General features: G+C 61.0%; 19 protein-coding genes. 5 read left to right on the top strand and 14 right to left on the bottom strand.

The genetic code is table 11. From position 1 onward, the window contains the following. Positions 1 to 31: 31 nt before the first annotated feature. The 3 genes from PYR65_RS15770 to PYR65_RS15760 all read right to left on the bottom strand — a co-directional run bounded on the left by PYR65_RS15770 (position 32) and on the right by PYR65_RS15760 (position 3,604). Complete coding sequence (locus PYR65_RS15770) at positions 32 to 1,390, bottom strand: esterase-like activity of phytase family protein (RefSeq protein ID WP_276118639.1); 1,359 nt, start codon at positions 1,388 to 1,390, stop codon at positions 32 to 34. Between the two features lie 117 nt (positions 1,391 to 1,507). Further along, positions 1,508 to 2,575, bottom strand: coding sequence for an adenylate/guanylate cyclase domain-containing protein (locus PYR65_RS15765; RefSeq protein ID WP_276118638.1), 1,068 nt, complete (start codon positions 2,573 to 2,575; stop codon positions 1,508 to 1,510). Positions 2,576 to 2,695: 120 nt separating this feature from the next. Further along, the gene (locus PYR65_RS15760; RefSeq protein WP_276118637.1) at positions 2,696 to 3,604 is read right to left on the bottom strand and encodes an AraC family transcriptional regulator; all 909 of its coding nucleotides are present in this window, start codon (positions 3,602 to 3,604) and stop codon (positions 2,696 to 2,698) included. Between PYR65_RS15760 and PYR65_RS15755 the strand changes: the two genes are divergently transcribed. Further along, positions 3,603 to 4,010, top strand: coding sequence for a DUF2000 family protein (locus PYR65_RS15755; RefSeq protein WP_060641441.1), 408 nt, complete (start codon positions 3,603 to 3,605; stop codon positions 4,008 to 4,010). The genes PYR65_RS15760 and PYR65_RS15755 overlap by 2 nt on opposite strands. A 21-nt stretch (positions 4,011 to 4,031) precedes the next feature. Here the strand turns inward: PYR65_RS15755 and rnd are convergent, their stop codons facing one another. The 4 genes from rnd to PYR65_RS15735 form a co-directional block, all read right to left on the bottom strand. Beyond that, positions 4,032 to 5,177 carry a ribonuclease D gene (rnd, locus tag PYR65_RS15750; RefSeq protein WP_060641293.1) on the bottom strand — a complete coding sequence of 382 codons (1,146 nt, stop codon included), beginning with the start codon at positions 5,175 to 5,177 and terminating at the stop codon, positions 4,032 to 4,034. Between the two features lie 85 nt (positions 5,178 to 5,262). Next, the gene (locus PYR65_RS15745) at positions 5,263 to 6,666 is read right to left on the bottom strand and encodes a multicopper oxidase family protein (protein ID WP_276118636.1); all 1,404 of its coding nucleotides are present in this window, start codon (positions 6,664 to 6,666) and stop codon (positions 5,263 to 5,265) included. Positions 6,667 to 6,767: 101 nt separating this feature from the next. Further along, positions 6,768 to 8,006 carry an MFS transporter gene (locus PYR65_RS15740; protein ID WP_276118635.1) on the bottom strand — a complete coding sequence of 413 codons (1,239 nt, stop codon included), beginning with the start codon at positions 8,004 to 8,006 and terminating at the stop codon, positions 6,768 to 6,770. Positions 8,007 to 8,134: 128 nt separating this feature from the next. Further along, a complete protein-coding gene (locus tag PYR65_RS15735; protein WP_276118634.1) occupies positions 8,135 to 9,085 on the bottom strand; it encodes a GGDEF domain-containing protein in 951 nt (316 codons plus the stop codon). Positions 9,086 to 9,433: 348 nt separating this feature from the next. On the opposite strand from PYR65_RS15735, the gene aspS reads away from it, so the two are divergent. Next, positions 9,434 to 11,227, top strand: a complete 1,794-nt coding sequence (aspS, locus tag PYR65_RS15730) for an aspartate--tRNA ligase (protein ID WP_276118633.1) — start codon at positions 9,434 to 9,436, stop codon at positions 11,225 to 11,227. Positions 11,228 to 11,372: 145 nt separating this feature from the next. Here aspS and PYR65_RS15725 read toward each other — a convergent pair whose 3' ends face one another. Next, on the bottom strand, positions 11,373 to 12,566 hold the full coding sequence (locus PYR65_RS15725) for a hypothetical protein (protein WP_276118632.1): 1,194 nt from the start codon (positions 12,564 to 12,566) through the stop codon (positions 11,373 to 11,375). 407 nt (positions 12,567 to 12,973) lie between these two features. Between PYR65_RS15725 and parC the strand changes: the two genes are divergently transcribed. Further along, positions 12,974 to 15,250 (top strand): DNA topoisomerase IV subunit A, encoded by a 2,277-nt coding sequence (parC, locus tag PYR65_RS15720; protein ID WP_276118631.1) that lies wholly within the window; start codon positions 12,974 to 12,976, stop codon positions 15,248 to 15,250. Between the two features lie 28 nt (positions 15,251 to 15,278). Here parC and PYR65_RS15715 read toward each other — a convergent pair whose 3' ends face one another. The 5 genes from PYR65_RS15715 to PYR65_RS15695 all read right to left on the bottom strand — a co-directional run bounded on the left by PYR65_RS15715 (position 15,279) and on the right by PYR65_RS15695 (position 18,302). Continuing rightward, positions 15,279 to 15,674, bottom strand: coding sequence for a type II toxin-antitoxin system death-on-curing family toxin (locus PYR65_RS15715; RefSeq protein WP_276118630.1), 396 nt, complete (start codon positions 15,672 to 15,674; stop codon positions 15,279 to 15,281). Continuing rightward, positions 15,671 to 15,892 (bottom strand): AbrB/MazE/SpoVT family DNA-binding domain-containing protein, encoded by a 222-nt coding sequence (locus PYR65_RS15710; protein ID WP_276118629.1) that lies wholly within the window; start codon positions 15,890 to 15,892, stop codon positions 15,671 to 15,673. Before PYR65_RS15710 ends, PYR65_RS15715 begins: the two co-directional genes overlap by 4 nt. A gap of 67 nt (positions 15,893 to 15,959) precedes the next feature. Continuing rightward, a complete protein-coding gene (locus tag PYR65_RS15705) occupies positions 15,960 to 16,865 on the bottom strand; it encodes a DMT family transporter (RefSeq protein ID WP_276118628.1) in 906 nt (301 codons plus the stop codon). A 27-nt stretch (positions 16,866 to 16,892) separates the two neighbouring features. Then, the gene (locus tag PYR65_RS15700; protein ID WP_276118627.1) at positions 16,893 to 17,639 is read right to left on the bottom strand and encodes an arginyltransferase; all 747 of its coding nucleotides are present in this window, start codon (positions 17,637 to 17,639) and stop codon (positions 16,893 to 16,895) included. Positions 17,640 to 17,837: 198 nt separating this feature from the next. Next, a complete protein-coding gene (locus PYR65_RS15695) occupies positions 17,838 to 18,302 on the bottom strand; it encodes an RDD family protein (protein WP_276118625.1) in 465 nt (154 codons plus the stop codon). 288 nt (positions 18,303 to 18,590) lie between these two features. Between PYR65_RS15695 and PYR65_RS15690 the strand changes: the two genes are divergently transcribed. Next, complete coding sequence (locus PYR65_RS15690) at positions 18,591 to 20,300, top strand: GGDEF domain-containing protein (protein ID WP_276118624.1); 1,710 nt, start codon at positions 18,591 to 18,593, stop codon at positions 20,298 to 20,300. A gap of 40 nt (positions 20,301 to 20,340) precedes the next feature. Here PYR65_RS15690 and hemB read toward each other — a convergent pair whose 3' ends face one another. Beyond that, positions 20,341 to 21,354, bottom strand: coding sequence for a porphobilinogen synthase (gene hemB, locus PYR65_RS15685; protein ID WP_276118623.1), 1,014 nt, complete (start codon positions 21,352 to 21,354; stop codon positions 20,341 to 20,343). Between the two features lie 216 nt (positions 21,355 to 21,570). On the opposite strand from hemB, the gene PYR65_RS15680 reads away from it, so the two are divergent. Further along, positions 21,571 to 22,596, top strand: a complete 1,026-nt coding sequence (locus tag PYR65_RS15680; RefSeq protein WP_276118622.1) for an IS5 family transposase — start codon at positions 21,571 to 21,573, stop codon at positions 22,594 to 22,596. Positions 22,597 to 23,142: the final 546 nt, after the last annotated feature.

Genomic DNA, 23,142 nt, shown 5'->3' with positions numbered 1-23,142 from the left:
TCAGTTGCGGGGTCATTCTCTTTGATCAGGCTTACTTCGCGTTCAACAGCTCGCCAACTTCGAGCAGGACGAACTCGTTGTCATCAGCCTTGTCGAGCGAGCGGCCGGCTGAAAACGGCAGGTTGTTGTCGTTGCCGACGATGATATGGGTGTCATCGACGCGGTCGACATTTTCGATGGTGACGAACGGCATGTCGTAAAAGCCTTCGCCGCCGCCCTGGCGCTTCTTGTTGTCGGGATCGGCGATCTTGAGCAGGTCGATATAGCCGATCTTGCGTACCGCCTTGCCGGCGTTCTCGTCGGTCATTTCGATCTTGTAGACGCGCTTGACCTTGGAGCCGACGGCAAAGCAATCCGGCGTCGGGGCCTTCGGGTCTGTGCAGGCTTTATCGACGGTGCCGGCGCCATTGTCGCGTTCGATCACCAGAGCTGTCGTGGCGTCGAGCATGTTGAAATCGCCGATGGCTTCGCCGCCTTCGGCCAGTGGATAGAGCCAGCTGCGGCCGGTCCAGGCCTTGGAAGCGACGTCGAGTTCGATGATGCGCAGCGCCGGGCGGCCTTCGGCCTGTTCGACATTTTCGGCATCGGTCCAGAGCGGGCCTTCGAGCAGGCCGTAGAGCTTGGTGCCATCCTTCGACAGGGCGAGGCCCTCATAGCCGCCGGACCGCTTGACGTTGAGTGCCGGCATCGGCTTGGACGGATCGGCCTGAACGGCCAGCGTCGGATTGTCGGGCGACAGGACCGGCTTGCCGTTGACGTTGGTGGCGATGACGTCGGTCAGCTTGCCGTCGAGATCGAATTTCAGGATATAGGGGCCAAACTCCTCGCCGACCCAGAAACCGTCGGCAACTGGCTGGATGGATTCGACGTCGAAATCAGCGCCCGTCAGGTAGCGCGTTGCGGCACCTTCCATGACAATCGGGAAGGGGGCCTTTTTGCCGGGATCGGAGAGGAACAGCGTCTTGACGGCTTCGACCTTGCCGGCATCCCAGTCGATCTTGATATTGTGCAGCATCAGCATGGTGTCGGACGAGTTCAGCTTGGAGCCGAAGCCGTTGTCCGACATGCTCCAGAACGTGTCGTCCGCCATGGTCTTAATGCCGGAAAAGCCCTGCATCGGCTGGCCGTCGAAAGGAAGCGACAGGCCGGTCAAGCGAACGCCGTCCTTGCCGGGAACGGTGCCGAGCGCTTCGGTGCGCTTGCGGTCGGCGGTCGTGAACTTGCCCGACGTCTTCAGGTAATCGGCCGCATCGGCAGGGGCGGCGATGATCGTGTTGGCGGGCAGGATGGCGTGGGCGGCGAGCTTGGCCGGGAAGACCTTGTCCTCGGCAAGCGCGGCCGATGTCATCAAAAGGCCGAAAGCCACGGAAGTCAAAAGAGCGTTTTTCATCATGTCCCCATTGAGCGGTTGAAACGAGACGTTCCGCTTAGCAGGGCATTGATGTCGGTGAATTGACGGCTGGATGAAGCTTTGGTGACGCCGTCTGTATGAGGCCGCAAGCTTTCGCTATTCGGCCGGGACCGGCAGCGGCAATCTTTGCACCACTTCGACTTTTTGCAGCTGTTTCAAAGCCATGACACCCAGCGTCTGGCCGCGGCCCTTGACCGCATGGGCGCCGAGATCCTCGATATCAAGCGTCTTCGGCAGCTTCATGCGCTGCGCCAGCTCGCTCGAGATCAGCACCTGTTTCCCTAGCGACTTGCACAGAGATTCCAGCCGTGCGGTCGTGTTCACCGTATCGCCGAAAAAAGCGATCTTGTGATGATCGACGCCGATTTCCGCCGTGATGATGACGCCGCCGTGCAGGGCGGCGCGCAGCCTCGGCACCTGGCCGAAACTCGCGCGCCACTTGGCCTCATTGGCCTCGATATCGTCGAGAATATCGAAGACGCAGCGGATGCAGCGGGCCGATTTAATGCCTCTTTCCAGCGGCCAGGTGACGATCGCGGCATCGCCGACATAATCGTCGATCGCGCCCTTGTGGCGCCGCACCGGCTCGGCAAAAGCGGCAAACAGGGCTTTGAGATATTCCTGCGCCCGCAGGTCGCCGTGTTTTTCGGCAAAGGAGGTGGAATCCGCGAGGTCGATGAACAGGAATACCCGTTCCTCCTTCACCGGCCGCCGGTAGCGGCTGATCAGCATGCTGGTAAAGACTTCGCGTCCCAGGAGGTCGCGGACCCGCAGGATGAAGACGATCAGCGCGCAGACGGCCAGCGCATAGAGGAAGACATGGAACGGCATGATGAGGATGTCTGAAATGGCCTTGGGGTTGACCAGGTCCAGAGACCACAATAGCAGGCCGGCAATCGCATAGCCGGCGCTCATCAGGAGTTCGTAGATCAACAGCGCGACGATAATATAGGCCAGCGTCGGGAGCCGCTCGATGCGCCGGTGGAGCGGCCGCAAAAAGATACGCCGTTCAAACGCGATCATCGGCAAGCCCATCAGCACGGCAAAGACCGCGCCGATGATCACCGGTTCGCCGGGAAAAGCAATGAGCCCGTAGATCACGCCGCTCAGCGCCATGCTGAGCGTGATCAGCAGCCAATTCTCTGTCGAGGATATTTCTCTCATGAATCGGCTCCTCGCCCCGGATACATGCGCGTTATTGTTGCCCATGCCTGCCTTGGGTCAAGCATTTTTGTGTATCAATCTGTCGCCATTTCTACCAAGGCCCGTCTTGCAAACAGCGCGCTAAGCCCTGCGGCAAAGGCTCTCCCAGCGTCCGGGCGTCATTCCGTGCGCCTTCTTGAAGTGCCTGTTAAAATGCGCCTGATCGGAAAAGCCGGTTTCAAGCGCGATCTCGACGAGGCTCCTGCCGCTGCCGATCAGGCTACGGGCTCTCTCAAGCCGGCGCATGACGAGATAACGGTGCGGGCTGGTTCCAAGACTTGCGCGGAATTGCCTGGATAGCGTGAAACGGTCAAGGCCGGTGACGGCTTCGAGTTCATCGGAGCTTACCTGGCGGTCAAAATGCACCTGCAGGAAGTCGCAGGCCCGGCGGATGGCCGCCTGGTCGTATGTCCGGCCCCGTTTTGTCGCATCCGCATCCGCATGCCGCACCAGCGCATCGGCAATGCCCGTCAGTACGTCATTCAGCTGCAAACCGTCGATTACGCCATCGAGATCGCGCATGGCGTCGGCAAGGCTTGCGGCAAAGGCACGGTCGGCAATGACCGGCGAGGGGACGAAGGGCAGGCCGGACCGCTTGTCCCCCAGCGCATCGATCAGCATTTCCGGCGGCAGATACATCATCCGGTAGCGCAGGCCTTCCTCCGTCCCGGCAGCGCCGTCATGCACCTCGTCCGGATGCAGAACGATGACATTGCCGGGCTGGCTGTAGCGCACCAGCCCGCGATACCGGAACGACTGGATGCCCTGCAGCGTCAGGCCGAGCGCATAGGTGTCGTGGCGGTGCGGCTCGAACGCGTTGCCGCGAAAATGCGCCTCGATCCGCTCGATGCCGCCGGAGGCCGGCGCAACCTTGATACCGTCGGAGGCGACCGGCATGCACGAACGTTCAAGATCGCTGCCGCCCTCTGCGGCTAAGCAGGCGTTCGACGTCGCAAGCGTCCTGTTTCCCAAGATGGAGTTGGCATTCATGTTCGAGACCAAATTTGCAATCGTGCTGCGCGAGGACCTGGCCGTCTGGCAAAAGCTCAACGTCACCGCTTTTTTGACAAGCGGCATCGTCGCTGAAAAGCCCGGCCTTATCGGCGAACCCTACCGCGATGCCGATGGCAACGTCTACAATCCCTTGAGCATCCAGCCGGTCATCGTGCTGTCAGCCGATGAAAAAACCATGGCTACAATTCACCGCCGGGCGCTGGAGCGCGGGGTGAAGACGTCGCTCTATGTCGAGGACATGTTTGCGACCGGCCATGACGCGGCCAACCGCGAGGTGTTCGCCCGGTTCGGCCCGGATGATGCGAGAGTTGTCGGCATTGCGCTTCATGCCGACAAGAAGATCGCTGACAAGATCACCAAGGGTGCCAAGATGCACCCCTAGCGAATATCCTAGAGAAGCGCTCTAAAGTTCAACCGCTTCGATCTTGCGGTCGATGAAGCGCAGGGCGACCTCGCCGTTGATCAGCTTCAGCGCGGTGTCGCCGAACAGCTCGCGGCGCCAGCCTTTCAGCGCGCCGACATCGGCTTTCGGGCCTTCCGAGGCGATCCGTTCGAGATCGTCGCTATTGGCGATGATCTTGGCGGCGACGCCCTGTTTTTCGGCGATCAGCTTCAACAGGACCTTGAGCATTTCGCCGGCGGCCTGGGCGCCTTCCGGGGCCTGGTTCTGGCGCGGCAGCTTGGGCATGTCGGCCTTGGGCAGTTCCAGTGCTGCGTTGACCGCCTCGAGGATCGCGGTGCCGGCAGCCGAGCGTTCCCAGCCCTTGGGGATGGTGCGCAGGCGCGACAGCGCTTCCACGTCCTTTGGCTGCTGCTGTGCGATTTCATAGAGGCCGTCATCCTTGAGGATACGGCCACGCGGAACGTTGCGGTTACGCGCCTCGCGTTCGCGCCAGGCGGCGACCTTCTGCAGGACGGCGAGCTCGATCGGCTTCTTCAGCCGCATCTTCAGCCGCTGCCAGGCGTCATCCGGATGGATGTCGTAGGTTTCCTTGGCCTCGAGAATGGCCATTTCCTCGGTCAGCCACAGCGAGCGGCCTTCGCGCTCAAGCTCGGCCTTGAGGTGGAGATAGACATCACGCAGATGGGTCACGTCGGCCAGCGCATAGTCGAGCTGCTTTTCCGACAGCGGCCGCCGGCTCCAGTCGGTGAAGCGCGAGGACTTGTCGATATGGACGTTCTTGATGCGGCTGACCAGTTGATCGTAGGAAACACTGTCGCCGAAGCCGCATACCATGGCGGCGACCTGCGTATCGAAGATCGGATGCGGGATCAGCTTGCCGAGATTATAGATGATTTCGATGTCCTGGCGGGCCGCATGGAACACCTTGACGACATCCGTATTGGCCATCAGCGCGAAGAACGGCGCAAGGTCGATGTCCTTGGCCATCGGATCGACGATCACGGCAATGTCCGGTCCGGCCATCTGGATCAGGCAAAGCTGCGGCCAGAAAGTCGTCTCGCGGAGAAATTCCGTATCGATCGTCAGGTAATCTCCGCTGGCCAGCGTTTCGCAGGCGGCGGCAAGTTCGGCGGTTGTCTCGATCATCAAACTTCAATCACTGTGGCGGAAATGCGGCCGTTAAAACTCACCCGATGTATCGCTTCACGCCCGGTGCCACAACGAAAAAAGCTCAAACCACCCGGAAATATGCCGACATTCCGGTCTTCTGGTGCTCGATGATATGGCAATGGAGCAGCCAGTCGCCAGGATTGTCGGCGACGAGACCGAGTTCGGCCTGCTCGTCCGGCAAAAGCAGGATCGTATCGGTGGGGGGCGGAAGGATGGTGCGCTTGTTGGAACTGAGAATGCGGAAGCTCAATCCATGCAGATGGATCGGATGCGCATGCGGGGTACGGTTGCGCACCTGCAGCACATAGCTTTTGCCCAGTTTCAGCTCGGAAACCGGAGCGCCGGGATCGGGCGTGTCGCCCTGCCACGGCACCTTGTTGATGGCCCAGAACGTATAGCCGATCGTGCCGCAGATGCTGGGAACCGGCGCATGTTCGGCGGTTGCGGTAAATTCGAGCGGAATGCGCGTCGCCGCCGACAGATCGGCTTCGGCGATCGGATTGGCGGGCAGCGCCTTCACATCGCGGAGATCGCGCTTGAGCGAGGTGCCGGTTGCGCACAGTGCCGCAACGGTGAAAGGATTGGAGCCACGCAAATTGCCGAGCTTGACCTCGGCGCCTTCCTCATCCGGCATGCGCACGACCAGTTCGACGCGCTGGCCGGGGCCGATATCGAGCAGATCGAGCGGATAGGGCGCATCGACCGGATTTCCATCCAGTGCGATGACCAGCGCCGGCGCCCCGTCTGCGGCAAGCGAATAGATGCGCGTCACGTCGGTGGCGGCAATCCTGATGCGCACAAGGCCGCCCGCCGGCGCGTCATAGCGCGGCTGCTGCTGCCAGTTGGTGGTGCGCACCGTGCCATAGGTGCCGCCGCGCGCAGCATCGCGCGGCTTGAACGGGGCAATGAAGGCGCCGCCGGTGCCAAGCCGCCAGTCGCGCAGGTTGAGCACGATCTCGGCATCGAACACTGGATCGGCCGAGTCCTCGACGACGATGACGCCGGTCAGACCGTGACCCATCTGGGTCAGCGTGTTGCAATGCGGATGATACCAGAAGGTACCGGCATCGGGCGGCGTGAAGGCATAGTCGAAGCCGTCGCCGGGATAGACGTAGGCTTGAGTCATCTCCGGTACACCGTCCATGGCATTGACGATGCGCAGGCCATGCCAGTGAACCGTGGTCGGCTCGTCCAGGGCATTCATGAGCCTTGCGGCAAAGGGCTCGCCCCTTTTCATGCGGATGACCGGCGGCATGCCGGTGGCCGGCGCCTCGCTTGTGCCGTATGTCATGACTTTCGGGGTGACGCCGTCATTGGCCAATGCCGCCTCGGTAAATTGCGCCTTAAGCAGCAGCGGTGTGGGTGCCGCGATGCTGTTGCGCGCCGCAAGACCGCCGCCGATTGCAAAGGAGGCTGCGGCCGCAGCCGATCCCTTCAAAAGTGTGCGGCGGTCGATGATTGGCATGGGCAGGTTTTCCGGAGAGTGCGATGGCCCGGTTTAAACTTGATGACGGCAATCATCAATTGGCATTTGCGCGCATCTTGCCGCAGCTGCGGTTCTTGCCTCTAGTCCTGGGGCTTGTCCTCGGGCCGTGCCGCCAGCTTGTTGAAGAAAGAGGAGGTGCGCAGCAGGTTGCGAAACCGCATGGAGCGTTCGCCGGTGGGCACGCCACTGCGGGCCGTCATCCGCTGCAGCGTATAGAGCATGAAGGCGGCAAGGACTGCGGCCGTATAGATGAACAGCGCCTGCGGCCCGAAAATATCGAGCATGAACGAGGCAAATAGCGGCCCGATAATCGCCCCGCAAGACCAGAAGAACAGCATGCCGGCCGAAACCAGCGCGTGCTGCCCTTCGGCGGCATGGTCGTTGGCATGCGCCGAGCAGAGCGAATAGAGCGGCATGGCGAAGGCGCCGAAGATGAAGATGCCGATGAAATTCAGCCATTCGTCGCTGCCGGCAAAGAGCGCAAGATAAAGCCCCGCAAGCAGCGAGCCGAACGTGGCAAACAGGATGATCAGCCGCCGGTCCAGCCGGTCGGAATAAAGCCCGAGCGGGTATTGCAGCACCACGCCGCCGATGATCCCGACGCTCATGAAGGTGGCAATCGCCGTGATCGACAGGCCGATCCCCTCGGCATAGATCGGCCCCAACGAACGGAAGGTGGAGTTTGTAAGCCCGACGACGATGCAGCCGATCGTGGCGAGCGGCGAGATGTTCCACAGCGCCTTGACATCGAACTTGATCGCTTCCGGCAATCCGGGGCTGGAGCGGTCGGCAAAGGAGATCGGGACCAGCGACAGGGTGAGCGCCATGGACACGATGGCAAACAGCTGGAACCCCTCGATCCCGACGGTCGGGATCAGGTATTGCGCCGCGGTCACCGAACCGAGATCGACCAGGCGATAGATCGACAGGGTGCGGGCGCGGTTGGAATTGTTGACCCGCGCATTCAGCCAGCTTTCGACGGTGGCAAACAGGCTGGCAAAACAGATGCCGGCAATCAGCCGCATCAGGAACCAGAACCACGGATCGATCAGCAGCACCATCGCAAGTGAGGCTGCCGACGCAATCGCCGCCATGGCAGAAAAGGTTCGAATATGGCCGATCGAGCGCAGGATGCGCGTCACATAGATGCAGCCGATGGCAAAGCCGATATTGTAGCCGGTGCCGACCAGTCCGATCAGCGATGTCGAAAAGCCCTCCTGCAGGGCGCGCAGCGAGATATAGGTTCCCTGCAGCCCGTTGCCGCCGATCAGGATGCCGGCCGTGATGAGGAGGGGGATGAGCGGACGAAGCTGCGACATGGGACATTCCGGATTTCGGCGACTCGGTCATGGTCGAGTCCCGGTTCCCTTGTGTACCTCTCCGGCAGGCATGGAGACAGCTCAGATTTCGCCTATTTCGTCGCTTCTGAACGTTGAGCCCTGTTGATTCAGACTGAAGTGAACTGATTGCGGCCGGCCCGCTTGGAGCGGTAGAGGCCGTCATCGGCGCGTTTGAGGATGTCGGTGCAGGTTTTGTCCGTGGCGGAAAACTCGCTGATGCCGCCACTGATCGCGATCGGATGGTTGACCGCTTCCGTCACGCTGGAGGCGATACGCTGGCGCAGGCGCTCGGCGGTGACGCGGCCGTGATCCCCCCGCGTCAGCGGCATCAGGACGACAAATTCATCGCCGCCGATGCGCGCCGCAAAATCGGCGCCCCGCAAAACCTCGCGGCATAGAGTGGCGATGAGAGCGAGAACCCTGTCTCCAGCTGGATGACCATAGGCATCGTTGACATGCTTGAAATGATCGACATCGAACATCAAAGCGACGGTGGGCTGGCGTTCCCGGATGAACCGTTCGAAGTGTTCTTCAAGAACGTCCATCAGCTTGCGCCGGTTGAAAAGCCCTGTCAGGGCATCGGTCTCGCTTTGCAGCCGCAATTGGGTCTCGATGACATTTTTCTGGGTGATGTTGCTGGCAACCCAGACCACCGCATCCTCGCCATCGACCGGAAAATCCAGCGCCTGCACGCGGCCCTCAAACCAGATGGGGTGATCAGGCCCCGCATCTTTCAACCCTTTCACATCGCTGCCGGCAAGGCTGTACTCGACGATGTGCAGGGCCCTGGTGTCCAGCGCGTACTGAATTTCCCCGGCAAACCATCGTGCCTTGTCCTCGGCGAGCACGTCGAACACGCTCTGGCCGATCAGCGAGCTGCCGTCATGATAATAGCGATGGTCCGACCCGCCGAACAATGCGGCGTAGCGGCCGCTCCGCGTCAGGACGAAGGCCGGGTCCGGCAGCGCGGACAAAATGAAATAAAGCTGTTCGCGGGAGAAAAACGTGCCGGTTTTCTCTTGCGGGGCCAAAGCGAGAAGACTTGGCGCGGCGGTCATGTCACGGTCTCCAAACGATCGTCGTCAATTTCATTCGCAAGGATTGCGCATCCCTTTCTGCAGCATCCTTGCCGGTTTGAGCTGATGCTAAGCTGAAATTCCTTCCAAACACTCAAGAGCACAGGTTTTCGCGTGATCGATAATGACACGGGCATGGCGGCGCAAAAATGGGATGGCGTTCAACGTCCGGGCGGCCGCCGGATTGCCGGCAGGATCGGGGAAGCGGCGCCGTTTAATCTGCTCCGGCCTTGACAAATCGGCCTCACCATGCGCTTTTCCGCCCGATTTTGACGCTGCCGCAGCGCGCTTTGGCGTGGCCGCGCGGCCCCTTGGTTCCAGGATAATATCATGCATCGTTACCGCAGCCACACTTGTGCCGCTCTTCGCAAAGCCGATGTCGGGCAGACCGTCCGCATTTCCGGCTGGGTCCATCGCGTTCGCGATCATGGCGGCCTGCTGTTCATCGATCTTCGCGACCATTATGGCATGACGCAGATCGTCGTCGATCCCGACTCACCGGCCTTCAAGGCGGCCGAGACGGTGCGCGGCGAGTGGGTCATCCGCATCGACGGCACGGTCAAGGCGCGCTCGGACGAGACCGTCAACAAGCAGATGGCGACCGGCGAGATCGAGCTTTACGCGCAGGAGATCGAAGTGCTCTCCTCCGCCAAGGAACTGCCGCTGCCGGTCTTCGGCGAGCCCGACTATCCGGAAGACATCCGCCTCAAGTACCGCTTCCTCGATCTGCGCCGCGAAACGCTGCACAAGAACATCGTCAAGCGCAGCCAGATCATTTCCGACATGCGCTCGCGCATGAACTCGGCCGGCTTTGCCGAATATTCGACACCGATCCTGACGGCGTCCTCGCCGGAAGGCGCCCGCGACTTCCTCGTGCCGAGCCGTATCCATCCCGGCACGTTCTTCGCGCTGCCGCAGGCGCCGCAGCAGTACAAGCAGCTGTTGATGGTTGCCGGTTTCGACCGCTACTTCCAGATCGCGCCATGCTTCCGCGACGAAGACCCGCGCGCCGACCGTCTGCCGGGCGAATTCTACCAGCTCGACCTGGAAATGAGCTTCGTCACCCAGGAAGACGTCTGGGATACGATGGCACCGATCATGACCGGCGTGTTCGAGCAGTTCGCCGAAGGCAAGCCCGTCACCAAGGAATGGCCGCGTATTCCTTATGACCAGGCGATCCGCAAATATGGTTCCGACAAGCCGGACCTGCGCAACCCGATCGAGATGCAGGCCGTCACCGAACATTTCGCCGGCTCCGGCTTCAAAGTGTTTGCCGGCATGATCGAACGCGATCCGAAGGTCGAGGTCTGGGCGATCCCGGCCAAGACCGGTGGTTCGCGCGCCTTCTGTGACCGCATGAATGCCTGGGCGCAATCGACCGGCCAGCCGGGCCTCGGCTATATCTTCTGGCGCAAGGAAGAAGACGGCTCGATCGTTGGCTCCGGCCCGCTGGCCAAGAACATCGGCGAGGAGCGCACCGAAGCGCTTCGCACGCAGCTTGGCCTTGATGCGGGCGACGCCTGCTTCTTCGTCGCTGGCGATCCGGCCAAATTCTACAAGTTCGCAGGCGAAGCCCGCACAAAGGCCGGCGAGGACCTGAACCTGGTCGATCGCGAGCGTTTCGAGCTGTGCTGGATCATCGATTTCCCGTTCTACGAATGGAGCGAGGAAGACAAGAAGGTCGATTTCGCCCACAACCCGTTCTCGATGCCGCAGGGCGGGCTTGAGGCGCTGCAGACGCAGGACCCCTTGACGATCAAGGCCTATCAGTATGACGCCGTCTGCAACGGCTTCGAAATCGCCTCGGGCTCGATCCGCAACCAGTCGCCGGAACTGATGGTCAAGGCGTTCGAGCTGGTGGGTCTCAGCCAGGCGGACGTTGAAGAACGCTTCGGCGGCATGTACCGCGCCTTCCAGTACGGCGCGCCTCCGCATGGCGGCTGCGCCTTCGGCATCGACCGTGTCGTTATGCTGCTGCTCGGCGCCAAGAACCTGCGCGAAATCACGCTGTTCCCGATGAACCAGCAGGCCCAGGACCTCTTGATGAACGCACCGGCTCCAGCGATGCCCAAGCAGCTTGCGGAACTGTCGCTGCGCGTCATCCCGCCCTTGAAGAAGGACTGATCAAGGTCAGCACCTCCAATCGGAAGTCATTAACCCGGCGATGCCAATCGCCGGGTTTTTCATGTCGGCGACAGACCTTTGAGACATAAAAAAAGGCCCGGCGATTTCCCGCCGGGCCTTCGCTGTTCGTTGCTGACCGGCTTTATCAGTCGTTGGCGGTGACCTTGACGCCGAGAACGCTTGGGACCGTGTTTGGAGCGCCCATGGCAGCGCCGATGATCATCGGGAAGGGGACCGGGTTTGCCGGTTCGGCCGAGATCGTCAGGCTTTTTGGTGCATCCAGATAGGTGTTGACGGCGGTCGAGACCTGGTTCTGCAGTTCGGGAACGTTGAGCTGCGCCATCATCAACGGCACCATGCCCTTGAGCGACTGTGCCAGCTGGTCGCCGGAGACGCCCTGCTGCGCGCCGATATAGTCGAGAACGCGCTTGGTGATCGTCGCATCGTCGAACCGGATCGAGGCGCTGTTGAAGCTCAGCTGCTGGATGAGGCCCATCATCGACATGCCCATCGCCTGATTGGCTTCCTCCTTGTTCGGATTGGCTTCGGCGGCCTTCATGGCTTCCTGCATGGACTTCATGAAATTCAGCGTATAGCCGGAAATATCAAAGGCGATCGCAAGACGGCCGACATTGGCGAAGTCGAACGCATATTCCTCCAGCGCGACATTGCCGGTGGCGACTTCCCAGCTGCCCTTCATCGTCATTTCGCCGGCCAGGTTTTTCAGCCCCAGCTTTTCGATCGCATCCTTCTGCTTGGCATCCTGGACATCGGAGAGATCCGCCTTGATGCCGGAGGCCGTGACGTCGAAATCAAAGCCGGCATCGCTTTCCTGCTTCGTCAGGTTGGCTTCCGATTCCTCCAGCGAAAACACCTGCTTGCCCCTGGTCGTGACGGTCACCGGGCCGGTCGCGGCGGTCTCGTAAAGGACGATGTCGTTGACCGTGCTGCCGGCCGGATTGCCGGGGATGCTCAGCCCGCCGATCGAGAGGTCCTTGGCCGCAATCGCGGTTTCGTTCTGCTTGACATCGAGATCCGGCAGCGTGACGGTTTCGGCATAGTAGCCGCCGCCATCGGTTTCCTCGACGCCCTCAAGCGTGACGTCGCCGATCTTGAACTCCTTGCCGGGGGCAGCCGTCGATTTGACGCTGACGCCGGTCAGCGTCACGGTCGTGCCATCCACCGCAACATTCTCATAGGCAACAGTTGCGCCATTGAGGGCATAGGCGGCGTTCAGCTTGGTGACGAGATCCGCGCCGTCGAGCGCGAAGGCCGGACCGGAAAGGCCGATAAAAGCGGCACTCGCCAGCATCAGACGGAGATTGCGGGTAGGCATCATGGAGTGTTCCTCGTTGTAAAGGTCTAATTTCGAAGGCATTTCTAATACGGATTAAGGCCGAAATATATTCGAATTGCTCTGCTCAGCGATGTTTCGTGCGGGCTTGCGTCTTTGGGCAGAAAATTGTTCACGGTCTTCCGGTTTGGCGCTGTGCATCTCATCTCGAGACAGGTCAAAGCCGCAGTCCTTCCGCAATTTTCCGGTTTACTTAAGCGTCCGGCCCGTGGCGGCAAGGGTCTGCAAGTGTTGATTCGGTCATTTCTGCTTCTGCCGTCGCCTTGCGTGTCAAACACGGAATTTTCAAGCTTTTGCCCTGCGGCCACACAGGCGCGCTGCCGCGCGGGTTCTCCACAGCGCAATGCCCTGCAATCCTTGCCGTTCAGGGTTTGTTGCGGTAGCAAGAAACCATGGGACAGAGCCTTTTGCCGCCGTCGGGCGGAGACGATCATATTCTGCCGGTTGACCTCAAGGCGGCGCTGGAAGAGCGCTATCTTGCCTATGCGCTGTCGACCATCATGCACCGGGCCTTGCCGGACGTGCGCGACGGCCTGAAGCCGGTCCACCGCCGCATTATTCATGCGATGAGCGAAATGGGGCTGCGCTCCAATTCCTCGTTCAAGAAATGCGCCCGTATCGTCGGTGACGTCATCGGTAAGTTCCACCCGCATGGTGACCAGTCGGTCTATGATGCGCTGGTGCGGCTCGCCCAAGATTTCTCGCAGCGCTATCCGATCGTCGATGGCCAGGGCAATTTCGGCAATATCGACGGCGACAGTGCGGCCGCATACCGCTACACAGAAGCCCGCATGACGGATGTGGCGAGCCTTCTGCTCGAAGGTATCGACCAGGATGCGGTGGATTTTCGCCCGACCTATAACGAGGAAGATCAGGAACCGGTCGTCATGCCTGGCGCGTTCCCGAACCTTCTGGCGAACGGCGCCTCCGGCATCGCCGTCGGCATGGCGACCTCGATCCCGCCGCACAACGCCCACGAACTTTGCGATGCAGCCCTCCACCTGATCAAGAACCCGGGCGCGACGATCGACGACCTGATGCTCGATCCGAACAATCCCGAGCGGGGCGGCATCGAAGGTCCGGACCTTCCGACCGGCGGCATCATCATCGATAGCCGCGAGAGCATCATCGAGGCCTACAAGACCGGCCGCGGCGGCTTTCGTGTCCGCGCCAAATGGGAAGTCGAAGACACCGGCCGCGGCGGCTACCAGATCATCATCACCGAAATTCCCTTCCAGGTGCAGAAGTCGCGGCTGATCGAAAAGATCGCCGAACTGCTGATCGCCCGCAAGCTGCCGCTGCTCGAAGACGTGCGCGACGAATCGGCCGAGGATGTTCGGCTCGTGCTGGTGCCGAAGAGCCGTTCGGTCGATCCGACGATCCTGATGGAATCGCTGTTCAAGCTGTCGGAACTGGAAAACCGCATTCCGCTCAACATGAACGTACTCTCCATGGGCCGCGTTCCCAAGGTGATGGCGCTGAACGAGGTCCTGCTGGAATGGCTGGATCATCGCCGCGAAGTGCTGCAGCGCCGCTCGCGTTTCCGGCTGGCGGCGATCGACCGGCGCCTGGAGATCCTCGGCGGCTACCTGATCGCCTATCTCAACCTCGACGAGGTGATCCGCATCATCCGCGAGGAGGACGAGCCCAAGCCCGCTTTGATGGTGCGCTTCACGCTCACCGACCTGCAGGCCGAATCGATCCTCAACATGCGCCTGCGCTCCCTGCGCAAGCTGGAAGAGTTCGAGATTCGCACCGAATTCGAATCACTGTCGAAGGAAAAGGCGGAAATCGAGACGCTGCTGGCGTCCGACGAAAAGCAGTGGCAGACCGTTGCCTGGGAAATCGGCGAGGTGAAGAAGAAATTCGCCAAGGCCACCGAGATCGGCCGGCGCCGCACGCTGTTCTCCAATGCGCCGGAAGCCGATCTGGAAGCGATCCAGCAGGCGATGATCGAGAAGGAACCGATCACCGTCGTCATCTCCGAAAAGGGCTGGATCCGCGCGCTGAAGGGTCATATCTCCGATGTCTCGACGCTGCAGTTCAAGGAAGGCGACGGGCTGAAACTGTCATTCCCGGCCTCGACCACCGACCGCATCCTCGTCGTCACCACCGGCGGAAAGGCCTACACGCTGGGCGGCGACAAGCTGCCGGGCGGACGCGGGCACGGCGAACCGCTGCGCATCATCGTCGATATGGAAAACGATCAGGATGTGCTGACCGCCTTCGTTCACGATCCCGCGCGCAAACTGTTGATCTCGTCGGCAGCCGGCAATGGTTTCGTGGTCGTGGAAGGCGACATGGCCGCCAATACCCGCAAGGGCAAGCAGATCATGAACGTCGCCATGCCGGATGAGACCAAGCTGGTCATCCCGGTCAAGGGCGATCACGTCGCCATCGTCGGCGAAAACCGCAAGATGCTGGTCTTCCCGCTGGTGCAGATCCCGGAAATGAGCCGCGGCAAGGGTGTGCGCCTGCAGCGCTACAAGGATGGCGGCGTCTCCGACATGCGCTGCTTTGCCATCGCCGACGGCCTCACCTGGGCCGACAGCGCCGGCCGCAGCTTTACCAAGAACAAGGACGAACTGCTCGAATGGATCGGCGACCGCGCCACAGCGGGCAGGGCCGTGCCGAAGGGTTTTCCGAGAAGCGGTAAGTTTACGGGGTGATGGATGTGCGGGCGGTTATTCCGCCCGTTTATCTGTTTTCAGATGGAACGGTAACGTCCCGGAGGAAGCGGATAGCCCCGTCTTCGTCGATCTCACCAGCAGCGACCGATAGGACGAAGCTGAAGAGAAGACCGTCGCTCGTTTCGATTTCGTAACCATTTTCCATCAGGAAAACCGCCGCCGCAACAATGGCGATGCGCTTGTTTCCATCAACAAACGCATGGTTCATCGCAAGACCGAACAGATAGGCGGCGGCAAGTTCGATGACATCGTCGCAGCCGTAATGGGCTCTGTTGACCGGCCGGGCCAGAGCGGATTCAAGTGCGCCTTCGTCTCTCAAGCCAAAAGCGCCGCCAAATCGCTCGATCTGGATGGTTTGCAATGCCTCGATGAGAGGCCGTTCCAGAAAAACGAAATCGCTCATTCGGCCAGCTTTTTCAAAGCAATCTTGTATTTGTCCATGAAACGATTGGCATGTTCGAGCTGACGCTGAAATGCTTCCTCAAGGGGCTGCATCTGAAGGCCCCCATCCTTGGCGGTGAGTTGCATCTGATCGCCGGCCTTCAGGCCCAGGCGGTCAAGCACCTCCTTGGGAATGATGACGCCCTCGGAATTGCCGATCTTGCGGATGGTGATGTTCATGGCAAAACTCCAATGTTATAATCGTGTTATAACATTGGTTGTGCCTTTCAGCAATTGGCCGTGAACGTCAGCCCGTAAACGGAAACTCGGTCACGGCATCCACGGCTGATTTCTTCCGCATCTGCCAGACGGAGTGCCCGACCAAAGCCAGGATCAGCACGGCGCCGCCCACGAGCGTCTGGGATGTGGGGACTTCCAGAAAGACGATCCAGATCCAGAGCGGCGCGAGGATGGTTTCGAGCAGATAGAACATGCCGACCTCCGGGGCCGACAGGTAGCGCGGGCCGGTAGCGAGACAGAAGAAGGCGAGCGGGATCATGATCAGGCCGTCGAAGACGATCCAGCCGGGATGGGCGATGGCAAGGCCTTCGGCCGGTGACAGAAGGTAGCCGATGATGGCGGGGAAGATCGCGGTGGCAAGCGGCACCAGGCCCATGTCCTTGCCGCTGGCGCGGCTGACGGTGATGGCGCAGGCCAGCATCAGCGCCGAGCAGACCGCCATCGCATCGCCGAAGAAATTGCCGCTCTTCAGGCCGTCCTGAACGATCAGCCCGACGCCGAACACCATCACGGCCATGGTCACCAGCGTGGCGTTGGACGGACGCTCCTTGAGGAAGACCCAGGACAGGATGGCAGCGAACATCGACGTAAAGGCAACGATGAAGACGACATTGGCGGTCGCGGTATTGAAGACGGACAACAGGAAGGTGAAGGATCCAAGGCCGTAAAACAATCCGGCAAGCAGTCCCGCCTTGCCCGGAACGAGCGCGATCTTCCGGCCGAGGACCTTGTTGAGCACGGCCCAGGCGACCAGCGCAACGGTAAAGGTGCAAAGACTGCGCACGGCCAGCAGCGACCAGACTTCGCCATCGGCGGAGCGGATCAGCGGAATGTCGAAGGAAAGGGCAAGGCCGCCAAGGCCGGTGATGAGAAGTCCGCGGCGGTGATGGGCGGCATCGATGGCTTCACTCAAGATTTCGTCCTGTCCGGTGGCTGCGCTTTACTCTGTATAGCGCTCCCAGCCCTGGGCCATAAGGTGCTCCTGCGGCAGAAACTTTGTTTTATAGTCCATTTTGCGTGATCCCTTGACCCAATAGCCAAGATAAACGTGCGGCAGGCCGCGTTCCTTCACTTTGCGGATATGATCGAGAATCATGAACGTGCCGAGCGAACGATCGGCGAAATCCGGGTCGAAATAGGAATAGACCATCGACAGCCCATCGCCCATCTTGTCGGTCAGCGCTGCCGAAATCAGTGGACCCTTCGCCAAGCCGATCCCGTCGCCTTCGACCTTCAGGCGGTACTCGATGATCTTGGTGTTGACATGGGTATCCTCGACCATCATCGCGTAGTCCAGCACCGACATGTCGGACATGCCGCCCTTCTGGTGGCGATGATCGAGATAGCGGCGAAACAGGCTGTACTGCTCGCTGGAGGGCTCTGCCGGATATTCGGTCGAAACCACGTCCGTGTTCAGCGCCAGAATGCGCCGCATCGAGCGGGTTGGCGTGAATTCGCCGGCGACGATGCGCACGGAAACGCAGGCCCGGCAGCTTTCGCAGGCCGGCCGGTAGGCGATATTCTGTGACCGGCGGAACCCGCCCTGGGTGAGGAGATCGTTGAGCTCGGGCGCCCGCTCGCCCACCATATGGGTAAACACCTTCCGCTCCATCTCCTGCGGCAGATACGGGCAGGTCGCCGGTGCGGTCAGGTAGAATTGCGGAGACGGTGTCGTTTGCGTGTTCATATGCTGCGGAGATCGCTCTTCTTGGCCGCTTGGAAAACATTAGCATGGCGCAAGATTAGAAAAGGTCAATCGCGACTTTTTGAACCGTCGCGTCAGGGTGTCGCAAGCCTGTCATTTTCAGGTGATCAGCTCAACAACAGTGGCGGAATGACGCAACGCACTCCGCCGCAGGCCGATAAAAGATCATATGCCGCCGAATCAATAGGCGTCGCGGCGCACGGTGACCGTGCCGATCAAGAGGTCATGCAACAGGCGGCCGCGATCGGTGAAAAGGCCGACAAGCAGCACCAGCGGCGTGAGAATGGCATTGCCGATCCAGAAGATCACCAGATGAACGATGGCCGTCAGAAAATCCATCGGTCTGCCGTCGGTGCGGGCAATGGCCAGGCCCATCATGTTCATGCCCGGCGATGCCTGTTTGGGGCCGCCGACCGTCATGCCGAAATAGAGCATGGCCAGACCGGCAAAAAGCACCGGATACAGGAAGAAGCCGAGGCCGAACGTCAGGATGCCGAGAAAAAACACGATCACGGCAGCGGGAATCCACAACAGCGCGACGATGGCATAATCGATGATGAACGCCATGACGCGGCGGCTGAGCACGCCCTGATAGGCCCGCCAGTCATTGCTTGGAATTCGAAGGTTTTCGTCCTGCACGCTCATGTCCGTTTCTCCAGTTCTTCCCCTGATATGGGAAGTGGCAGCAAAAATGCAAATCCATGGGCGGCCAGATATATGGCCAAGGAGAGTGCGCCGGCATCAGCCTCTGGCTTTTGAACCGCAAGCATTGATGCAACCCCTCATCACGGTCTCTCAGCCATCCTTCCCGCCGGTCTTTGTTCGACGGCCAAGCACGGCAAAACTGGGACGCTCACCCTCATAAAAAGCATTGTCTTCTCTCCCGTTTGTCGAATAGCATCAGGCACTTGCGCAGTTCAATGGTTCCTTCACATGCCCCTCAAATTCCATAGTTATAGCGATAGCGGCCGGCTTGGTGGACTTCGCGGCCGTCTCTGGTTCATGGCGGTTTTGGCCATTATCTGCACACTTCTGCTCGCCACCTCGACCATATCGGACTCCGTCGATGCCTTCCGCAACGCCCAAGCCGGCGCGGAAAACATGCGCCAGTTCACGGCCATTTTCGATGCGGCAAACCTCATATCCGCAGAAAGAGGACCGGCAAATACGTTGATGACCGCTGGGGATGCCGAGCGGACCGACGCGCTGTCGAAATGGAAGCAGACCGTCGAGAATACCAACGCAGCGCTGGATGAGCTGAAACGGCGCGATATGCCGGATGTCATGATCGATGGTGTGCGCGCCGGGCTGACATCAGCGCGCGGGCTGATCGATGCGATCCTGAGGCAGCCGCGCCAAGGCCGCCGGTACGAGGAAATCCACGCGGCCATTGGCGCCATGTTTGCGGCCAGAGATTCCTACCGGCGGATCATCGAATGGCAGAGCGGCCAGATCCTGATGCGCGATCCCGATCTCGCCGCCATCGTCGTGCAGGGCATCGCGCTGAGCGACCTGCGCGAATATGCCGGGCGTCTGGGCTCCTATGTGATTGCGCCGATGGCGGCGGGGACCGCGCTGACGCCGCAGGACATCGCCGCCAGCAATGCCGCGCGCGGCAGGCTGCTCGAAGCCTGGGATCTGGTCGGGCCGCGCTCTGCGTCGCCGGTATCGGACCTGATCCGGCTGAAGCGTCAGGAGGTGGAAGAAATCTTCATGCGCTTGGGCATGGCGCTGATCGATGAGCAGATGGCGCTCGGCAGCCGCAGCGGCCGTTTCTCGACGGATGGCGCGGCCTTCACGCAGCGTTACGTCATGCTGATGCAGCCGCTGGAAGAGTTGAGAAAATTCTATCTGGCCGAGATCGTCGCCGAGTTCGAGGCCGGCGAGCGGCAGGCGCTATTGGCACTCTATCGCAGCGGACTGGCAACGGCCGTGCTTTTGCTGCTGGTTCTCGGTCTCGTTGCGGCTGTCCAGATCTATATCCTGCGGCCCTTGCTGAAAGGGGCGCAGGCCGTCATCGCGCTGGCCGAAGAGCGCCCCGCCGATCTCGCGGCGGCAACCGGCGAAGTCCCGGAAATCATGCGGCTCTATAGCGCCATCGGCATCTTAGGACAACGGCTCGGCGAACGGGCGGTGCTGACCCGCAAACTCGAAATCCTCGCCGCAACCGACGGGCTGACGGGTCTTCTCAACCGCCGTGCGCTGGAGAACCATGCGGCCAAGATGGAGACGGGCAGGGCGCGCTACCTCATCCTGCTGGATATCGACCACTTCAAGTCGATCAACGACCGCCACGGCCACCCGTTCGGCGATCTCGTCCTGCGCGCCATCGCCGATTTGATGCGCCAGTCCACGCAGAGCTCCGGTTATGCCGCCCGTTTCGGTGGTGAGGAGTTTGCCATCCTTTTGGCCGCCGGCTCGCTGGCCGAGGCCGCCTGGGGTGCGCGCAAGCTCAGGATGGCGCTGGAGAAAAGCCCGCTGAAAGCACCCGATGGCACGATGCTGATCGTGACGGCAAGTTTTGGCGTGGCGGATGGCACCGGCCGGACCTGGAGCGATATTCTCGTCCAGGCCGACGCCGCCCTTTACCGGGCCAAGGATGCCGGCCGCAACCGGGTCCGCATTTTTCGCACGCCCGGCTGACGGCACGCTACGTTTTTGCGCCGATCGGCGGCAGCGGGCGTTACCGCTTGGCGAGAATGCGGGCCACATCGACAGCGAAATAGCTGAGAATGCCGTCGCAGCCGGCACGCTTGAAGGCAAGCAGGGTTTCGAGCATGACGCGTTCGCCGTCGATCCAGCCATTGGCGGCAGCGGCCTTGATCTGCGCATATTCGCCGGAGACCTGATAGGCAAAGACCGGCAGGCCGAAGCTTTCCTTCATCCGCCAGCAAATATCGAGATAGGGCAGGCCCGGCTTGACCATCAGCATATCGGCACCTTCCTCGACATCGAGTGCTGCATCGCGCATCGCCTCGGTGCCGTTGGCGGGATCGATATAATAGGTCTTCTTGTCGCCCTTGAGCAGGCCACTGGTGCCGATCGCCTCGCGGTAGGGGCCGTAGAAGGCGGAGGCGAACTTGGTGGCATAGGCCATGATGCCGACATTCTGGTGGCCTGCCGCATCCAGCGCATGGCGGATGGCGCCGATGCGGCCATCCATCATGTCTGACGGTGCGATGATGTCGGCGCCGGCATCGGCCTGCATCACGGCGGCGATGGCGATCTGCGCCACCGTCTCGTCATTGACGATTTCGCCGTCGCGCAGGATGCCGTCATGGCCATGGCTGGTGAAGGGATCGAGCGCCACATCGGTGATGACGCCGATATCGGGCACGGCCTTCTTGATGGCCCGCGTCGTCTCGTTGATCAGGTTGTTCTCGGCAAGGCTGTTGGAGCCGGTATCGTCGCGCAGCGAAATATCAACATTCGGAAAGGTCGCAAGGGCAGGGATGCCGAGATCGGCAGCCAGCTTTGCCGCCTCCACGGCCTTGTCGATGCTCATCCGGTTGACGCCGGGCATGGCCTCGATCGGCTCGACGATATTGGTGCCGGGAACGACGAAGATCGGCCAGATCAGATCATCCACCGTCAACCGGTTTTCTTGCACCATCCGGCGGGTCCAGTCGGCCTTGCGGTTGCGGCGCATGCGGCGGTGGCCGGTGATGAGATCCACGGCATGGGTCTTGTCGGTCATGATATCGTCTTTCGTCAGCTTCGTCTTATCTCGTCGCGGTTTATCATGGGCAATGCGCAAAGGAAAACGATTGGGGTGCGGCGTTTCACCGTCCCCACGCTCCCTCTTACCCTCCCCCTTGAGGGGGAGGTAACGTTTCCTCTTCTCCCCAGCGGGAACCGTTGCAAAATTCTGTGGTTGTGATTCTCTGTTGTTACGAGCAGCGGAGATGGTGCGATGTCGGTTCGGAATGGTGGCCAGTTCAGTTTTGTGGATGCGCTGATGCCGCAAGGCAAGGGTGCCGGTCGTCTGGAGCGGCTGTCGTCGCTGGTGAAGTGGTATCGTTTCGAGAAGCATCTCAACCGTCTGCGTGACGACAAGAGCGCCGGCCGTCCGGCCTACAAGCCGATTGTGATGTTCAAGGCGCTTTTGCTGCAGTCGCTTTACGGATTGTCCGACATGGAACTTGAGGAAGCGCTGTGCGACCGGCTGTCGTTCAAGCGTTTCGTCGGCCTTGCGCTGGATGAGACGGTTCCCGATCATTCGACGCTTTGCCGCTTCCGCAACCTTTTGGTCAGCCAAGCGCTGCTCGACACGCTGTTTGCCGAACTCGACCGGCAACTGGATGCCGCCGGCCTGATCCTGCGGCGCGGCACGATGCTGGATGCGACCGTTATCGAAACGACGGCGGCAAGGCCGCCCGAAGGCCGCAATCGCGACTTCGATGCCGCGATCTCCGGCATGGACCGCGACGATCCTACCGGCCGGTTGAAGCGTGCGGCGCCGAGCGATCCGGATGCCCGCTTCACCCTGCGCAAGGGCAAGGCCGGTTCGGCCTATGGCTACAAGGCCCATGTCGGCGTCGATGAAGGTTCCGGCCTGATCCGCAGGATTGTCACCACGCCGGCCAATGTCAACGACACCATCGTCGCTGACCGCCTGATCATCGGCGACGAGGCCTGCGTGATGGCCGACAGCGCCTATCATACCCATACCCGCGAACAGACCTTGAAGGACAAGGGCATCAAGCCACGGCTGATGCGCCGGCCCAACCGTCACCATCGCGCTCTGCCGCCGCGGCTTGAACAGTTCAACCGGCTGATATCGCGGCGGCGGGCGGCCGTCGAGACGACGTTCGCCACGCTCAAGCATCGCATGGGTCTTGGCCTGATCCGCTATCGTGGCCTTGCCAAGGCGGAAGCGCAGGTGCTGATGGCCGCCATCGCCTTCAACATGCGCCGCTGGGTGACAATGGCCACCTGACCAAGGCCGCACCGCGCCCAGAAACTGAAAAAACCACCCCTAACCGGCCCAGAACCTGCTCAGGCGACCGAGCCAGGGCAAAAGAACTCGCTTATCCTGCGGCCACATCAGTCAATTCGACGATTATGCAACGGTCCCCAGCGGGGAGAAGGTGCCCGAAGGGCGGATGAGGGGGCGGCGCGGCACAAACTTGAAGTCTTCGGGCGCAGTTGCCTTAGTTTTGTGGGTTCATGTTTTCTATGAATGTGCGTGTGGCCCCCTCATCCGGCCCTGCGGGCCACCTTCTCCCCGCTGGGGAGAAGAGGGAGTGTGCGGCTTCCTCTTACCTTCCCCTTGAAGGGGGAGGTAACGTTTCCTCTTCTCCCCAGCGGGGAGAAGGTGCCCGAAGGGCGGATGAGGGGGCGGCGCGGCACAAACTTGAAGTCTTCGGGCGCAGTTGCCTTAGTTTTGTGGGTTCATGTTTTCTATGAATGTGCGTGTGGCCCCCTCATCCGGCCCTGCGGGCCACCTTCTCCCCGCTGGGGAGAAGAGGGAGTGTGCGGCTTC

The sequence above is a fragment of the Pararhizobium qamdonense genome (assembly GCF_029277445.1).
In the GTDB taxonomy this organism is placed as follows: Bacteria; Pseudomonadota; Alphaproteobacteria; order Rhizobiales; family Rhizobiaceae; genus Pararhizobium; species Pararhizobium qamdonense.
Note: the sequence above shows the minus strand (reverse complement) of the source record. Positions and strands in the feature narration are given on the sequence as shown.

What these genes read in the sequence shown, in the direction of transcription:
- PYR65_RS15770 (WP_276118639.1), bottom strand. Translation starts at nt 1,390, where the DNA reads ATGAAAAACGCTCTTTTGACTTCCGTGGCTTTCGGCCTTTTGATGACA.
- PYR65_RS15765 (WP_276118638.1), bottom strand. Translation starts at nt 2,575, where the DNA reads ATGAGAGAAATATCCTCGACAGAGAATTGGCTGCTGATCACGCTCAGC.
- PYR65_RS15755 (WP_060641441.1), top strand. Translation starts at nt 3,603, where the DNA reads ATGTTCGAGACCAAATTTGCAATCGTGCTGCGCGAGGACCTGGCCGTC.
- PYR65_RS15760 (WP_276118637.1), bottom strand. Translation starts at nt 3,604, where the DNA reads ATGAATGCCAACTCCATCTTGGGAAACAGGACGCTTGCGACGTCGAAC.
- rnd (WP_060641293.1), bottom strand. Translation starts at nt 5,177, where the DNA reads ATGATCGAGACAACCGCCGAACTTGCCGCCGCCTGCGAAACGCTGGCC.
- PYR65_RS15745 (WP_276118636.1), bottom strand. Translation starts at nt 6,666, where the DNA reads ATGCCAATCATCGACCGCCGCACACTTTTGAAGGGATCGGCTGCGGCC.
- PYR65_RS15740 (WP_276118635.1), bottom strand. Translation starts at nt 8,006, where the DNA reads ATGTCGCAGCTTCGTCCGCTCATCCCCCTCCTCATCACGGCCGGCATC.
- PYR65_RS15735 (WP_276118634.1), bottom strand. Translation starts at nt 9,085, where the DNA reads ATGACCGCCGCGCCAAGTCTTCTCGCTTTGGCCCCGCAAGAGAAAACC.
- aspS (WP_276118633.1), top strand. Translation starts at nt 9,434, where the DNA reads ATGCATCGTTACCGCAGCCACACTTGTGCCGCTCTTCGCAAAGCCGAT.
- PYR65_RS15725 (WP_276118632.1), bottom strand. Translation starts at nt 12,566, where the DNA reads ATGATGCCTACCCGCAATCTCCGTCTGATGCTGGCGAGTGCCGCTTTT.
- parC (WP_276118631.1), top strand. Translation starts at nt 12,974, where the DNA reads ATGGGACAGAGCCTTTTGCCGCCGTCGGGCGGAGACGATCATATTCTG.
- PYR65_RS15715 (WP_276118630.1), bottom strand. Translation starts at nt 15,674, where the DNA reads ATGAGCGATTTCGTTTTTCTGGAACGGCCTCTCATCGAGGCATTGCAA.
- PYR65_RS15710 (WP_276118629.1), bottom strand. Translation starts at nt 15,892, where the DNA reads ATGAACATCACCATCCGCAAGATCGGCAATTCCGAGGGCGTCATCATT.
- PYR65_RS15700 (WP_276118627.1), bottom strand. Translation starts at nt 17,639, where the DNA reads ATGAACACGCAAACGACACCGTCTCCGCAATTCTACCTGACCGCACCG.
- PYR65_RS15695 (WP_276118625.1), bottom strand. Translation starts at nt 18,302, where the DNA reads ATGAGCGTGCAGGACGAAAACCTTCGAATTCCAAGCAATGACTGGCGG.
- PYR65_RS15690 (WP_276118624.1), top strand. Translation starts at nt 18,591, where the DNA reads ATGCCCCTCAAATTCCATAGTTATAGCGATAGCGGCCGGCTTGGTGGA.
- hemB (WP_276118623.1), bottom strand. Translation starts at nt 21,354, where the DNA reads ATGACCGACAAGACCCATGCCGTGGATCTCATCACCGGCCACCGCCGC.
- PYR65_RS15680 (WP_276118622.1), top strand. Translation starts at nt 21,571, where the DNA reads ATGTCGGTTCGGAATGGTGGCCAGTTCAGTTTTGTGGATGCGCTGATG.